This is a genomic window from Labilibaculum manganireducens (assembly GCF_002843385.1).
GTDB lineage: Bacteria > Bacteroidota > Bacteroidia > Bacteroidales > Marinifilaceae > Labilibaculum > Labilibaculum manganireducens.
Genome location: NZ_MVDE01000057.1, coordinates 1 through 15,177, shown reverse-complemented (window position 1 = coordinate 15,177; position 15,177 = coordinate 1). Strand labels below are relative to the sequence as shown.

Here is a 15,177-nt window from a genome sequence, read left to right as displayed (position 1 = left end):
ACATAAGCGTTGTCTAGGTCTAATTCTTACTCCTGATTCTGTTCTTATTTTTATCTCATAAATGTAAAAAAGATATATCTAATCTTTTCATGTCGTAAACATACGAGGTCTAAAGACGCTGTCAGGAGTTAGCAATTGGTGGATGTAAAGTTGGGATTGCAGTTCGGCTTTAGCCAACTGGATTAAAAATATTCCAACTAAATGTGATAAACTCGAATTAAAAGTTTGCCAATACTCCGGGAAGTCTTCGGTGCAGTTTCGTTTTTGCAGGCACAAAAAAGACCGGGCATGATGCCCGGTCTACAATTTTCATTCAGCGCTTCGCTTTTCGCTTAATCCTTATCTACCAATTTCATAGCTGCTTCAGTATAACGCTCGCCGGTATTGGGATATTTCGCAATAATGGCTTCAATTTCGGCCACTTCGTTTGCTGTAAACTCAATATCTGCAGCTTTGGCGTTTAAATCAAGGTATTTGCGTTTTTTTGTTCCCGGAATCGGAACGATGTTATCACCTTTTGCCATCAGCCATGCCAATGCCAGCTGGGCAGTATTGATGCTCTTGCCGTATGCGAATTCATCCAGTGCCTTTATCAAATTCTGATTGTTGATTAAATGTTCTCCCTGAAAGCGGGGTAAGTTCAAACGGATATCGCTGGAAGCAATAGTATCCACATTAAAATTCTCGGTAAACATTCCTCTTCCCAAAGGTGAATAGGGAACAAATGTGATGCCCATTTCTGTAATTTCGGGCAGTACTTTCTTCTCTACATCTCTTGTTAAAAGTGAGTATTCACTTTGCAATGCCGAAATGGGATGTACTGCGTTCGCTTTTTTGATATTGGTAATGGATGCTTCTGAAAGTCCCAGATAACGCACTTTTCCCTCCTTTACAAGTTCTGCCATTGCTCCTACTGTTTCCTCAATCGGTACGTTCGGATCAACCCGGTGGGCATAATACAAGTCGATGGTTTCGATGCCCAATCGCTGAAGACTTAATTCCACTGCCTTACGCATGTATTTGGGTGAACCGTCAAAACTACTGGCCAGCAAATTTTCCCCGCCATACTTAAACCCAAATTTAGTGGCTATAAATATCTTGTCGCGGTTTGGTTTCAGTACTTTTGAAATCAGTTTTTCATTCGCTCCTCCACCATAAAAATCGGCAGTGTCCCAAAAATTAATTCCCAATTCCAGTGCTTTGTGCAAAGTGGCGATACTTTCCTCATCATTTCTTTCGCCGTAAACATGCGACATCCCCATACAGCCCAATCCTATGGCAGAAAGCTGTTCTTCTGTTTTTCCTAATTTTTTGTATTGCATCTGTTTATAATTTTAAGTTTTTATCTGATAGCCTGTCCCGAACTTGTTTCGGGAAAACTTACCCTATAATCATCTCCCTGTGTGTCACAATTTCACGTCATAAATGTTTCACACCAATTGTTTAAATAATTACACAACAAAATTAATGATCCTGTTTCAATGGAAACAAGAGGAATCAAACCAAAAACTATAAAATTCAAACAATCTGCAATCTCGCTTCCTTTGGCGTTATCCCGGTTGCTTTTTTGAAAAAATTATTGAAATAAGCAGCATATTCAAAGCCCAGACAATAGGCAATTTCGGCAACAGGCCAATCGGTATGAACCAGCAATTCGCTTGCCTCAATAATAATACGGCCTGCAATGTGTTCAGTAGTTGTTTTCCCTGTAACCTCTTTTACTGCTCGGTTAAGATGGTTGGTGTGCACAGAAAGCTGACAGGCATAATCATTCGCCGATTTTAGTTTCAATTGATTCTGCATCGAATCAATAGGAAACTGGCGCTCCAGCAATTCCATAAACAGAGACGTAATACGGGTGGCTGCATTCTGCGTTTGCTCGTAGTTTTTTGCGGGTTCCATCCTAAGTGCGTAATGAACAATCAGATGAAGGTAATTGCGAAGCACATCCTGCTTATGAATGTACGAACCTTCATTTTCCACCATCATTTTCCGATACAAATCAGCAATTTCCTTCACGGCATTTTTATCAGGAAAATAAACCTTATCGTGTCCCAGCTGAAACATTGGAAGATCCGTAAGCAGCTCATCCCTCTGTTTTACAAAGAATTCATTAAAAATACAGAACCATCCTGTCTGCTCTTTGGAAATATTCTGCCAGTTATAGGGAATCAACGGATTCGAAAACAATAAAGCCGGCCTGTCTATGTAAATACTTTTATCTGCATAATCGAGCCTTCCCTCGCCCAATATCAAAGTTATTTTATAGTAATCTCTTCTTGAATAAGTGAGCGGTCCGGTACAGGCCGACCGTTCAAAAACATTAATGTGAGGCTTGCTTAAAACCAGCTCCTGATCGGGCTTGTATTTTATTCTGTTGTAAAATTCGTTTAAATTTTCACTCTTTTTCATGAAGCCAAATTACAAAATTCAAACAAAACAAACGGGCATGAATTTCGCTTTTTATTTTCATCATTTATAAAGGATGTAATCAGGCTTACTGCAAGCCGTCTCCGACTGCAGTTTTAAATCACTAACCGATCGGAGTCAACTGTGGTTTTTAGAGCATTCAGCAGCTTTTCTTTTAGTTCTGATAACTCCTGATCGTTTGGTCTGGTTTCCCCGGCGTTTATTATTTTGCTGTCCATCGCCCAAATCGGTTTCAATGGATTGGGATCGTCTTCGTATCTGGGAATAATATGCCAGTGCAGATGAGAATATGCATTTCCCAACATTTCGTAGTTTATTTTTTTGGGTTGAAAAGCCAGATGAACAGCCTCGGCAACTTCACTCATTTCCTTTAAAAATTTCACCTTAAACTCTTCGTCCAATTGATGCAGCTCAGTTTTGTGTTGTTTACAAAGCAATAAAACGTAGCCCTTAAAGAATTGAAAATCGCCCAAAACAACATAACCCGTTTCCAGTTCTGCCACAAAGTATGGGTTTTCATGATTTAGAATTTTTGAAATTCTTTCACAAACAAGGCATTTATGGTGCATATTTTAAAATTTATGAATGATTAATTTTCGGTTATACCGAAGCAAAAAAGAAGAAGACAGCCGGATTCCCCTGCATTTTTTAACGAAGATAGCTGAAAAGAAACATTTTGCAGGATCAATTTTGATGTTAACCTGATATAGTTCTGCTATTAAAACATTAAGCTCTCCTTAGTCTGCGGGGAGTTAATTTGATAAAAAGCATTCGGTAGTTTGGTTTCTTATTGTTTTGCATCACCATAAAAACAGAAGTCAATATGAGAAGAATGGCCAAAGAACTTTTTACGTCCATTACATCATTAAACACAAACACTCCTACCATAACTCCGGTAAGAGGTTCAAGTGTTGACAGAAGAGACGCATTCCCCGGACCGGTATGTTTCATGCCCATATAGAATAAAACAACCGACAAAAAAGTAGACCAAAAGCTAAGATTTACAATATAAAATATGGACAGAATACCAGGATTTGTGTTGATATTATTTGTGAAGAAGCATTTGCCAAAGAACAAAATTGCAGAGATGCCAAAAATCCAAAAAGCAACGCTGTAAGGCGAAATTTTCCTTAATTCGGGATTGGCCATGCACAAAATGTAGATGGCGTAAAACAAACCCGACACCAAAGCCCATAAAACACCTGTTGCATTAATCGCCGCACCGCCGCCTAAGGATAACAAGGCAATGCCAATAATGGATAAAAAGAGGGCCGTTAATTTTTTCAGTGTAAATTTCTCTTTGTAGATGATGCCTGCAAAAACAATGGTGATAATGGGATACACAAAATGAAGTGTGCTTGCCAATCCCGACGAAATATACTGATAGGATAAAAAAAGTGTGTAGGTGGTCATCATGGTTCCTACAACTGCGAGAATCAGCAGCAGAAAAAATTGTTTTTTATTGATTCGGATATTAATCTTTTTGTAGATACAAAACAAACCAATCAGCACAAATGCAAAACTGAATCTGTACAACAGCAGGTTACTCACATCAAAACCTTCGGCATAGGTTTTAATGGCGAAAAAAGGCAGCAGTCCAAAAAATACTGCTGATAAAAGTACCATAATGGTTCCTTTTGTCTGTGTTCCAATCATTGCTCTCAATTCAATTTACTCTGCTGCAATGATAATAAATCCTTTGATACAAAATGTGAGACGCAACTCTTATTTTTCAAGCCGGTTGCATTTAATTATGCAAAGCTTTCTCTTCCGGCATTCCTCTTCCACTGATCCTTAATTTACAGATGTAGAATTCACGGTTTATGGAATGGCCGTATTCAATCCGCAAAAAAAAAAAAAGAGGATGTCCGAAAAGTTGAGTTTTATTGTCATTCTGAACTTGCCGAAGAATCTTTATGTTTGAATAACAAATGTTTTAAGCTCGATCAATATGAGGTTTTCAAGTGAAACTTTGCATTTCGGACGCCCCCTTAAATTTTGATGTAACTGCATTTGCATCAACGGTTGGGATGAAGCAATTCCATGGCAAATTCCGGTTTCTGTCCTTCAATCAGCTCACTTACAATTTTTCCTGTTACGGGTGCAAGACTCATCCCCATCATGGCATGTCCGGCCGCAACAATCAGGTTTTGAATGTTGCGTGGCCGCCCAATGTATGGCAAGCCATCATAACTTACCGGTCGTAATCCCTCCCAAATATTCAATTCTTCGATGCCGGGCTGTTCGAAAGATTGTATTGCCCCGGCAGTGCGGTTTAACATGGCCTGTACGCGCTTGTGCCTGACCTGTCCGGGCTTGCCGTTAAATTCCATACCGCTCCCCAAACGAATGCCTCCGTTCATAGGAGTAACAGCAATTTTTGCTTCGCTAAGTATCAATGGTGTATTCAAATTCCATTTCGGAGTGGGCACATCCATACTGTATCCTTTTCCGGCAATCAAAGGCAGATTTACACCAATCATTTTTGCCAGGGCTGATGAAAAAACACCTGCTGCCAGAACAATCTCATCGGCTGTAAACATGGCTTCCCGGGTATGTACTCCTGTTATCTTTCCCTTAAAAAGATCGAATTTACACACTTTCGAATTGTGATGAAACACCACCCCCTGCTTAAGCAGGTATGTCTTTAGCCACAGCATGTATTTTTGCGGATTCAGGTGTCCGTCACTTTCGTACAAAACGGCTCCCTCTACATTAAACTGAACATCCGGTTCCATTTTCCTCAGTGCCGAATCATCTATTTCCCGGGTTGAAATTCCCAAACGATTCGCAATATGTGCCAGTTCCAATTCTTCTTCCAATCCTTTTTGAGTGCTTGCCATCATCAGCAATCCTTTTTTTTCGAATCCGACATCTACGGCCTGCTCTTCTACAATATCAGCGTAAAGCTGTCTGCTTTCGACATTCAACTGCAATAATGCAGGCATCACTCTGTTTACATGACCAGAATTGGCACTGGTCATAAACTTCAAAAACCAAGGGGTGTTTTTCACATTAGCCAAAAGGGGAAGATGCACGGGACTTTTCGTATCGAAAAGCATGGTAAATCCTGATTTTAGCATTGCCGGCGACGCTATGGGAATAAAATGACTTGGCACAATCAAACCACAATTTCCATAGGAGCATCCCGAATGATCGTTCTCAGCAACAGCATCAATTACTTCAACTTCATGACCATTTCGAATCAGATAATACGCACAGTGCAAGCCAATAGTACCCGCACCGACAATAAGTATTTTTTTTGCCATTCTTTCGTTTTACAATTTTCCAACAACTCTAAATCCGTGTGCATAAGGATCTTCGTCGTCGATTATAATAGTATTGTATCCGGTAACCATTGCCCATCCTTCAATTGCCGGAACTATCGCATCATATTCTCCTATTTTCAGATGCTCTTCTACCGTTCCCACAAATTGACTTCCAATAATACTTTCGTGCAGAAACTTTGAGCCAAGCTCCAGCTTTCCTTTGGAAAACCACTGCGCCATACGAGCAGACGTTCCTGTTCCGCAAGGACAGCGATCAATGGCCCGTTCGCCGTAAAAAACAGCATTACGGGCATCGGCCTCAGGCGAAATGGTATTGCCTGTCCACAAAACATGGCTAAGTCCTGAAATTTTTTCGTTCTCCGGATGTACAAAACTGTACTTTTCATTCAAAGCCGTTCTGATTGCTCCGCTGTAACTGATCAGCTCATCAGCGGTAAAATGATGCAGACCAGAAAAATTAGCCTGCTCGTCGACAATGGCATAAAAGTTACCGCCATACGCAACATCCACAGTTAATTCGCCCAAATTCGGGCTGTCAACCTTCAAATCTGTTTTATACAAAAAAGATGGAACGTTGATAATCTTTACTGAAGTTACTTTGCCTTTGTCGTTTTGAACGTAATGTGCCGCAACAAGACCTGCCGGAGTTTCCAACATCAATTTTCCGGGAGTTTTAGGCAATACCAATCCCTCCTCAATCGCAATGGTTACCGTGCCAATAGTGCCGTGCCCGCACATGGGAAGACAACCACTTGTTTCAATAAAAAGGATTCCTGCATCGTTTTGCGGATTTTCGGGAGGGAAAATAAAGCTTCCTGACATCTGCTCATGTCCACGAGGTTCAAACATCAATCCATGTCTGATCCAATCGTATTCACGCAAAAAATGTTCACGCTTTTCGGAAATCGTTTTGCCTTGCAATTGCGGAACACCTCCTGCTACAACCCGAACCGGATTTCCACAGGTATGTCCATCTATACAGAAGAATGTTTTCTTTGCCATACTTATTTCTTATTTTATTGGATCTTTTGTCCATTGATTATCAACCAATCGCCAAATGCCTAATGGATTGGTATTTTTTAATTCTTCAGGAAGAAGATGCTGCGGAAAATCCTGATAACTAACAGGACGCACAAATCTTAAAATGGCAGAAACGCCAACCGAAGTAAAACGGGAATCAGTAGAAGCCGGATAAGGCCCGCCATGTTGCATGGCTGAGCAAACTTCAACACCTGTAGGAACTCCATTCAACAACAAACGCCCGCATTTCTCAACCAAAGATGAAATCAAACCGGAATAATTATCCAGTTCGTCTTCATACGACCATAGGGTTGTTGTCAATTGCCCTTTTAAAGCTTCTATAACATCGATAATTTGTTCTGCCGATTCACAAACCACAAGCAAACTAAAAGGACCAAAAACCTCTTCGTGCATAGATGGTTTTGCGATAAAATCGGTGGCTTTCACCAATCCCAAAACGGGAACAGCTTTTTCCGGGCCTGTTGTGCTCCCGCTCTTTCCAAGCACTTTAATCTCGGAGTGTGAAAGTATTTTATCGGTTCCCAACTGATAGTTGCGCAGGATTGATTCGCTGTACATTTCTGCACCCTCCGTATTTTTTACTTCGTGAACCAAATTCTCAATAAAATCATCAAATCCATCTGATTTTGTTGTTATCAGCAAACCTGGATTCGTACAAAACTGACCAGCTCCCATATTTACAGATGCTACCAATTTTGATGCAATGGAAGCATGATCATTTTTCAATGCATTTGGCAAAACAACAACAGGATTTACACTCCCCATCTCTGCGAACACAGGAATAGGCTCAGGTCTGCCGGCAGCCAAATTATACAAAGCACGGCCACCACGTTCTGAACCTGTAAAACCAACCGCTTTTGTTAAAGGGTTCTTCACCAGTAATTCACCCGACTCGTATCCCGAATCTTCAATAAAACCAAATACTCCTTCCGGTAAACCGGATTTTTTCACCGCTTGTTTTATCGCGTTTGCAATAAGGGCTCCGGTTTTAGGATGCGCAGGATGGCCTTTAACCACCACAGAATTTCCACCGGCCAAAGCCGATGCGGTATCGCCGCCGGCCACCGAAAAAGCAAGTGGAAAATTTCCTGCACCAAATACAACCACAGGGCCAATCGGCACATGCAATTTGCGCAAATCCGGCTTAGGAAGAGGAGATCTTTCAACATCTCCTGCATCAATAACTGCATTTAGCCACGAACCTTCATCGAGCAAATCGGCAAACTTATCAATTTGCCCAACAGTCCTGTCCCGCTCACCTCTCACACGTCCTTCCGGCAAATTTGTTTCTTCCATCACCGTATGTATCAGGTCATCGCCAATGGCATAAATTTCCTTTCCGATAAGACGTAAAAACTTTGCCCGCTCCCGCCCCGAAAGCTTTTTATAAACTTTGAAAGCTCTGCCTGCAGCCTCCATTGTATTGCTGATATTCGTTTGTAATCTGCTCATTTCTATTGTGGTTAACAAGTTGATAAATCAGGACGGTTTTTTAATGCAATTTCAATGGTTTCAATTGCTTTTTGCCGTTCCGTTCCGGAAAGAATTTTTCGAGGCGAGCGCACATGTTCGGTTCCAATACCTGCATAAACCTCTGCCAGTTTTATGTACTGTACCAGTTTCGGATCGATGTCCATCTCCAACAATGGCATAAACCACCGGTACAATTTCACAGCTTCGTCAACTTTACCTGCTTTAGCCAAATCGAAAAGCACAACTGTTTCTTTAGGGAATGCACTCACCAAACCTGCAACCAGACCATCTGCTCCCAACAACAAGGCTTCTAAACAAATGGTATCAACTCCACCCAATATTTTAAAACGATCGCCAAAAGCGTTTCTCAAGCGGGTAATATTCGTTAAATCGCGTGTAGATTCTTTTACAGCTTCAATATTAGACACATCCAGAAGAGCCTCGAACATTGGAATCGTAATTTCAATTTTATAATCAACCGGATTGTTGTAAAGGATGATGGGCAATGTGGTAGCATTGGCAACTTCTTTAAAATAAGCCACCGTTTCATCAGCATCGGCTTTATACAAAAGCGGAGGAAGCAGCATAAATCCGTCGGCTCCATTCGCTTCAGCTAATTTTACTGCTTCAACAGCACGCTTGGTACTTGATTCTGCAATGTTCATCAACACCGGAACCTTATTGCGGTAAGGCTGTAAAACCTCCACTAATTTTAACTTTTCATCTACACTTAGTGTGCTCGATTCACCAAGCGATCCTCCGATAATTATTCCTGAAACACCAGATTCAATCTGAAAATCAATATTTTTTAAAAAAGCAGGAATGTCCAATTCCCCATTCGCTTTAAACTTTGTTGTAACAGCAGGATAAACACCTGTCCAGATAGGTCTCATATTTTATAATTTTATAAATGAATTAATAACAATTCAAAAATAAAAGACTTAAAGGTGTTTTATTTCGCTTATTTTATCAGAAGATTGAACAATATTACCCACTATTATTATATTTGGATAAAATTCCGATATTATGATGCCATAAAACGAAACCTGTTTAATTATTCCGATTCATGTTCTGATCTTCGACATGCAGACAAGAGGATCGTTACATTCATTTGCCAATACAAATCCTTACATACAATTACATGAAAGCAATTCGATTTGTCATTCCGAAAACCAGCGGTAACTCCTTTCGGCTTCAGTTGGATCAAAGTAAAAAATTTTACGATTCGATACATTATCATCCCGAACATCAGCTTACCACAATAATAGAAGGCGAAGGAACATGCTTTATTGGAAATCATGTGGAACGCTTCTCGCCAGGGAGTGTTTATCTAATCGGAAAAAATGTTCCGCATGTATTTAAATCGGATCAAGCTTACTATGAGTCTGATAACCAATTGACTTCCTTTGGTATTTCGATCTTCTTTAAAGAAGAAACCTTTGGCAGTCAATTCTTTGAAATTCCCGAAATGGCACACATCAAACGCCTGCTTAATCTGGCTCTTAACGGATTAAAACTGAAAGGAAAAGAAAGAGTGGGAATTTCTGAAAGCATTGTAAAAACACAAAGGCTGGAAGGATTTGAAAGATTCCAGCATTTGCTAAATATCCTTAATCGTTTTGCGGTATCTGAAAGTCTGCATTCGCTTTCTACAGTGAGTTATAATGCACCCATTAAAGATTCCGATAATGAACGGATTAATGTAGTATTTCACTATTTGTCGACCCATTTTCAGAAGGATATTAGCCTGGAAGAAATAGCCTCCGTTGCCAATATGACACCCAATGCATTTTGCCGCTATTTTAAACAAAGAACACGAAAACCATTTTCCTCTTTTTTAAACGAGATGCGTGTTGAATATGCCGGTAAACTGATTGCCGGCACCAAGCAAAATTTTGGAAACATTGCATTTGAAAGCGGCTACAACAGCATTTCCTATTTCAACCGTCAGTTTAAACGCATAACAGGCTGTACTCCTATAGAGTATCGCAATAAATTTGGGAAGTAGAAAATTTGATTGGTGACTTAAGTGCTGTAATAATCACCAAAACCCCCTTCCTTTCCGCTTTTAGAAAATGAAGGAGGTTTTAATTTTTCATGAATCAAAAAACTTACCTGCCAGTGCTGTTACAAATTGAAAGCTTCTTTAAGGAACATTCTTAAATCCGTTTGTTCCCGTCCCAAAATACTCTCTAAAGTACCGTCAGCCATATTAAAATCATTATTCTTAATTCCCTTGGCAAACAAAACGGACATTAATACAATTTCTTCGGGCAAACCAAATTGCTTCAACAGATCTTCAAATGCATCATCTTCCGGACTGGTGTAATTTACTTTTTTACCTGACAATGAGGTAAGTTCAGCAGCAATATCTGCAAATGAATAGGTTTTTGATGCCGTTAAGTGATAGGTTTTGTTTTCGTGTCCTTCACTTGCCAAAATAATTGCAATAGCTTCTCCCAGATCTTTTCTGACGGCAAAAGGCACTTTACCCTCACCTGCAGGAAAGAAAATACCTGTTTTCAAAACATCTTCACCTACAAACATTGGAATCACCTCTGCATACAAACTATTTTGCAAAAAAGTGAATGAAAGCCCGCTTTCTTTTATGTAATCTTCTGTTTGAAAATGATCCTGAAGCAATGGCTGTAAAGGAGATACAGCAATATCTTTCAATGTAACACCTGTATATAGGATCTGTTTCACTCCTGCTTGTTTAGCAGCATCAACCACATTTTTATGCTGACCGATTCTATCATTAAAATCACTTGATGAGATTAGTAAAACTTTATCTATACCCTTCATCGCATTATTTAATGAATGAATATCCTGGTAACTTCCGATATTAACAGTTACACCTTTTGCTTTTAAAGCCTGTGCTTTGGCTTCATCCCGAACTAAAATTGAAATTTGACCAGCGGAAACTTTTTTAAGTAGATTTTCAACTACAATATTTCCCAAATGTCCTGTTGCTCCGGTTACTAAAATTTTTTCCATCTTATATTTTATTTAAACTTACTATATAAAAGTTTTATACTTACTTTTGTATAGCAAAGATATATTAGTTTGTAAAAACGACCAATAAGGTACATCCTTGTTCTAAACTAACTTCAAGGTAACTATTGTTGATAATCAAAGATCTATGATGGAAAAAAAAATAAAAAAAAGTGAATGGGATATTACAAATTGTCCTGTAAGAACGGTTTTAGATCGCTTTGGTGATAAATGGTCTATTCTTGTATTGCTGGTTTTAGGCGAAAAGCAGAAGCTGCGTTTCAATGAAATCAATAAAGAAGTTGGTTCGGATATATCCCAAAAAATGCTGACTGTTACATTAAGAAAACTGGAGGCTGACGGATTTATTTTTCGAACTATTTATCCGGAAATTCCTCCTAAAGTTGAGTACGAAATTACAGACTTAGGTAAATCACTCGTTCCCCATGTGGATAATTTAACGAAATGGGCGGTTTCCAATATGCCGGCAATCAAAAGATCCAGAGAAAGATTTAAAAAGTAAGCAGATATCCGTTATGAATACACTGCCATTTGCCACACAGTTTATTCTCAATTAAAATCTGAAAATTACAAACCGATAAGAGCAGAAGTACTAATTATTTCATGATGCCTCTTTGGTTGAGCGCTCTTTGATAGCGACTTGCATTTTGATTGTGTTCGCGCAAGGATTTGGCAAATATGTGATTACTATGGACATCTGCTATAATCCAAAAGCAGTCCATTTATAGAACTGCTTTTAATTCTCTGTTAACTAAGTGCTTCCATTAGCTTAATTGATAATGCCACTAAATTTCTAATAATCAGACTTTTGTTTCAAATCATAGATTTGCTGTAGATGGAAAGTATTAATTCCTTATAAATGGCTTCATGGATTAAAACAATTAAAAAAACAAATGCTTAAGTAAACATTCTCCCATCAATTTCCGGTCTTTTTAAGCGAGTTTCCTCGTAAAAGCCTAATGCCTGTTTTAACTTATTAATCAAACCTTTTTGAGGGCTCTTCGCAGGATTATATCCGCAAATTCGACAACGATTTGAATCAACTGCAACCTCATAACTTCTTCCTCTTGTATTTTGGATTAACTCATAATCTGTTTCCACAAAGAATCTATCTGAGTTGCATTGGGGACAGCAGATAATTGAATCTGAATTAACCTGCAATCCAATATTAGAAAGCAATTTTAAATCTTCAAGTGATAATCCTCGCCTTTTTACTTCGCTAACAATCTTTTGTTTTGACTTCGCTAAAAAATCATCAAATCGATAAGTAATAAACACGGCTAACTCGTTATCGTTCAAACCCTGTAAAAATGTATTCAGATCATTCATAAGTTAATTATCATTCAAAGAATGCTCCTCATTCGTATCAAACATGGCTTCTACATTGCTAAATTCTTTCGGGATAAATTGTATGGCTTGCATATTGCTCTGAGCCCTGAAGCTAATACATTGAATGATAAGTATCCAAAATATGAGTAAAACTCTTGCTTTATGCACGTAGGCTGTTTTATTTTTCAAATCCAATTTCTATTTGAACCTAACATTATTTCATTCTATCAAAAACTCTCTTAGGAATTTTACATTTTTTTCCTTTAGCCTGCATCAATTCGCAGTATTTGTCGTAGGAAGACCTAGCCATAGTATAATTCTTATTGTTCCAATAGGCATCACCTAAATTTATATACGCAACAATACGAGAAGGAGACACTTTTATTATTTCTTCTAATATTAATATGGCATAATCATTACATTTGGCTCCTCCTAATTGCTCCAAATAATAGGCTGTGTTATTTAATTGTCTTATTTTCTCTGGGCTAACCTCTTTATTTAAAATAGACCAAGTCCACCTTTTCTTAAACGTACTTGTATCATACAATCTAGTTGATCCGAGTTGGCTCACCTCTATTTCAGGAACATAATAATTTCCCGAACTACCTGTTCCAAACCCTACAGTTCTATTAGAGTATATACTTAGTTTATTGTCAAGAGCGCCTGGTCGAAACGATAGAAAATAGCCCATTCCACTATCCCAACTTTCATAAGAATCAACCCTTGAACCTTCTGAATAATCAGCCGTATCTTTAACTCCGTTTATCCACACTTCAATCATTGTATCTCTCCGAGCATAAAGAATAACCGATTGTTTTGCATACATACTAAAATAATATTTGTCCGCATAAACTTTACTCCAATCCACTCCATCTTGTGCGTTTGATTTTATGGCATAAAGACTTAATACGAAGAACACGACAGTCCTGAATAACAATAAATTAAATTTCATTTGTACTTGCGCTTAATTATTTATTGGATTAATATTATTTTCTTCACTTTCATCTTCATTAACTCCTTCTAAAGAATTTTTTCTTTGAGTAGCTACTGTACGTATATAAACATGTTCGTTTCCATTTTCGGTTACCTTAAATTCACTAAATTCATCTTCATTAGTCATATCATAAGTATCCCTCCTAGTGGTGCTAGTATCTACTACTTTTTGATACCCATCTATAGCTTTGTCATCATCTTTCGTAACCCCACTTTTACATGTGAATTTAGAATCGTGCCATATTCCCCATGCAAAACTATATATTGTATTAGAAGAAATTCCACTATCTTCAAAATTATAAATATTATTGTTCAACATTTCCTCAGAACATAAATCTTTTAAATAATTCTTACAGGTTGTCAACTTTGTTTTTCTATCATTAAACCCATTAAATGCACCATTTATTCTTGCTGTTACTTCTAGAAAATCATCATTTTTGGCGGCATTATAAGGATCATTCTTTTTACCTACTGTATAAATCCACCCTGCAGAAAGATAAGAATGTGGAGCTGTTTCAAGTTTCTGCCGATTCTCGATTTTTGTAAAATTATCACCAACAAAATCCCCATAAGCTTGATAAGTTGATTCATAGGTTAACTGCATTAAACCTCTACCAGGGAAACCACCATAAGCAGTAGCTGACACATTACTCTCTGCAGTAGCTGACAGATTTGCTGACTCGTGTAAAACCTGAGCAATAAAATGCGCCTTTTCTAAACAGGTATGTATTCCAAAATCATTACAAACAATGTTTATCCCATTTAAATAGCTGTCCCTATCGGAAGCAGTTGCATTGGGTGCTAAATTTTGAAAATCAGTTTCGGTTAAGCCTCTTGAACAGGTACATAAAGCATTAACATTTATTTCTACTATTCCTGTATCTGAAACATCAATACCATCGAATGATTCAAATACAGCAGTGTTCTTTTTAATCTTAATCTGAATAGAGTCGGTATAGTTATTTGTTAATAAAGAACTTTGTATATCCTTTAAACTGATTGTTAATACTACATCCGAGCCTATTAATGCCGATTTTAATATTTTAAATTTAATTTCTCCATTTTCATCTGTACATCTATTTCCATCTTCTTTTTCTATGCCTTTTAGCAACTGTTCTTGTGTGAATTTCTCTGTATCATAAGCTCTATTGATCCAAAAGCTCTTAAAAGCAGTTTTCGTACCAGGACCGTCGTCTCCATCAATATCTCCACTATAAAGAGCCAAATTTTTTAAATACACCTGTTTTTTCCTTACTAGTGTTGATGGTTGAGGTAACTTCTGTCCATGTAAAAAACTTTGCTCGTAAGTAAAGGCTCCTTCAACCTTATAACTCTCAACCATTGCATGTGCTAAAACTTGGTTATTGGCTAAATTATTAAATTTAAGATTCAAGTCTACATACTCAATATTTTTAATAAACTTAATTTTTAATCGTCCACACAATACATCTTTAAGTTCTCCTGCATTATCCAATAATGCATCATTATCTCGTGCTAGAAATAATAATTCAACTTCTTTTTCTAATAAAGGATCAGTTTTAGTAATAATAAGCTTGAATTCTTTGCCAAATCCAGTTTCAAAAGATTCCTGATTAAACGTTATTCC

General features: G+C 38.0%; 14 protein-coding genes. 2 read left to right on the top strand and 12 right to left on the bottom strand.

Features of this window, described 5'->3' with window-relative positions; all coding sequences use genetic code 11:
* Window positions 1–332 precede the first annotated feature (332 nt).
* The 8 genes from BZG01_RS20775 to BZG01_RS20740 form a co-directional block, all read right to left on the bottom strand.
* The gene (locus BZG01_RS20775; RefSeq protein WP_101311767.1) at window positions 333–1,322 is read right to left on the bottom strand and encodes an aldo/keto reductase; all 990 of its coding nucleotides are present in this window, start codon (window positions 1,320–1,322) and stop codon (window positions 333–335) included.
* A 196-nt stretch (window positions 1,323–1,518) separates the two neighbouring features.
* Window positions 1,519–2,412 (bottom strand): helix-turn-helix domain-containing protein, encoded by an 894-nt coding sequence (locus BZG01_RS20770; protein WP_101311766.1) that lies wholly within the window; start codon window positions 2,410–2,412, stop codon window positions 1,519–1,521.
* Between the two features lie 113 nt (window positions 2,413–2,525).
* Window positions 2,526–2,999, bottom strand: coding sequence for an HIT family protein (locus BZG01_RS20765; RefSeq protein WP_101311765.1), 474 nt, complete (start codon window positions 2,997–2,999; stop codon window positions 2,526–2,528).
* A 157-nt stretch (window positions 3,000–3,156) separates the two neighbouring features.
* Window positions 3,157–4,086 (bottom strand): DMT family transporter, encoded by a 930-nt coding sequence (locus tag BZG01_RS20760; RefSeq protein WP_101311764.1) that lies wholly within the window; start codon window positions 4,084–4,086, stop codon window positions 3,157–3,159.
* Window positions 4,087–4,448: 362 nt separating this feature from the next.
* Complete coding sequence (locus BZG01_RS20755) at window positions 4,449–5,699, bottom strand: NAD(P)/FAD-dependent oxidoreductase (protein WP_101311763.1); 1,251 nt, start codon at window positions 5,697–5,699, stop codon at window positions 4,449–4,451.
* 9 nt (window positions 5,700–5,708) lie between these two features.
* Entirely contained in the window at window positions 5,709–6,722 is a 1,014-nt protein-coding gene (locus BZG01_RS20750; protein WP_101311762.1) for a 4-hydroxyproline epimerase, read from the bottom strand.
* Between the two features lie 9 nt (window positions 6,723–6,731).
* Complete coding sequence (locus BZG01_RS20745; RefSeq protein WP_143470967.1) at window positions 6,732–8,213, bottom strand: aldehyde dehydrogenase (NADP(+)); 1,482 nt, start codon at window positions 8,211–8,213, stop codon at window positions 6,732–6,734.
* A gap of 11 nt (window positions 8,214–8,224) precedes the next feature.
* A complete protein-coding gene (locus BZG01_RS20740; protein WP_101311760.1) occupies window positions 8,225–9,127 on the bottom strand; it encodes a dihydrodipicolinate synthase family protein in 903 nt (300 codons plus the stop codon).
* Window positions 9,128–9,375: 248 nt separating this feature from the next.
* On the opposite strand from BZG01_RS20740, the gene BZG01_RS20735 reads away from it, so the two are divergent.
* The gene (locus tag BZG01_RS20735; RefSeq protein ID WP_101311759.1) at window positions 9,376–10,242 is read left to right on the top strand and encodes an AraC family transcriptional regulator; all 867 of its coding nucleotides are present in this window, start codon (window positions 9,376–9,378) and stop codon (window positions 10,240–10,242) included.
* Between the two features lie 119 nt (window positions 10,243–10,361).
* On the opposite strand, the gene BZG01_RS20730 is transcribed toward BZG01_RS20735, so the two are convergent.
* Complete coding sequence (locus tag BZG01_RS20730; RefSeq protein WP_101311758.1) at window positions 10,362–11,231, bottom strand: SDR family oxidoreductase; 870 nt, start codon at window positions 11,229–11,231, stop codon at window positions 10,362–10,364.
* Window positions 11,232–11,379: 148 nt separating this feature from the next.
* Between BZG01_RS20730 and BZG01_RS20725 the strand changes: the two genes are divergently transcribed.
* Window positions 11,380–11,751, top strand: a complete 372-nt coding sequence (locus tag BZG01_RS20725; RefSeq protein ID WP_218973187.1) for a winged helix-turn-helix transcriptional regulator — start codon at window positions 11,380–11,382, stop codon at window positions 11,749–11,751.
* A gap of 395 nt (window positions 11,752–12,146) precedes the next feature.
* Here the strand turns inward: BZG01_RS20725 and BZG01_RS20720 are convergent, their stop codons facing one another.
* The 3 genes from BZG01_RS20720 to BZG01_RS21675 form a co-directional block, all read right to left on the bottom strand.
* On the bottom strand, window positions 12,147–12,578 hold the full coding sequence (locus BZG01_RS20720) for a hypothetical protein (protein ID WP_101311756.1): 432 nt from the start codon (window positions 12,576–12,578) through the stop codon (window positions 12,147–12,149).
* A gap of 214 nt (window positions 12,579–12,792) precedes the next feature.
* Window positions 12,793–13,530, bottom strand: a complete 738-nt coding sequence (locus BZG01_RS20710) for a tetratricopeptide repeat protein (protein WP_101311754.1) — start codon at window positions 13,528–13,530, stop codon at window positions 12,793–12,795.
* A gap of 12 nt (window positions 13,531–13,542) precedes the next feature.
* A partial coding sequence (locus BZG01_RS21675; RefSeq protein WP_218973186.1) for a glycoside hydrolase family 19 protein occupies window positions 13,543–15,177 on the bottom strand: 1,635 nt, incomplete at its 5' end.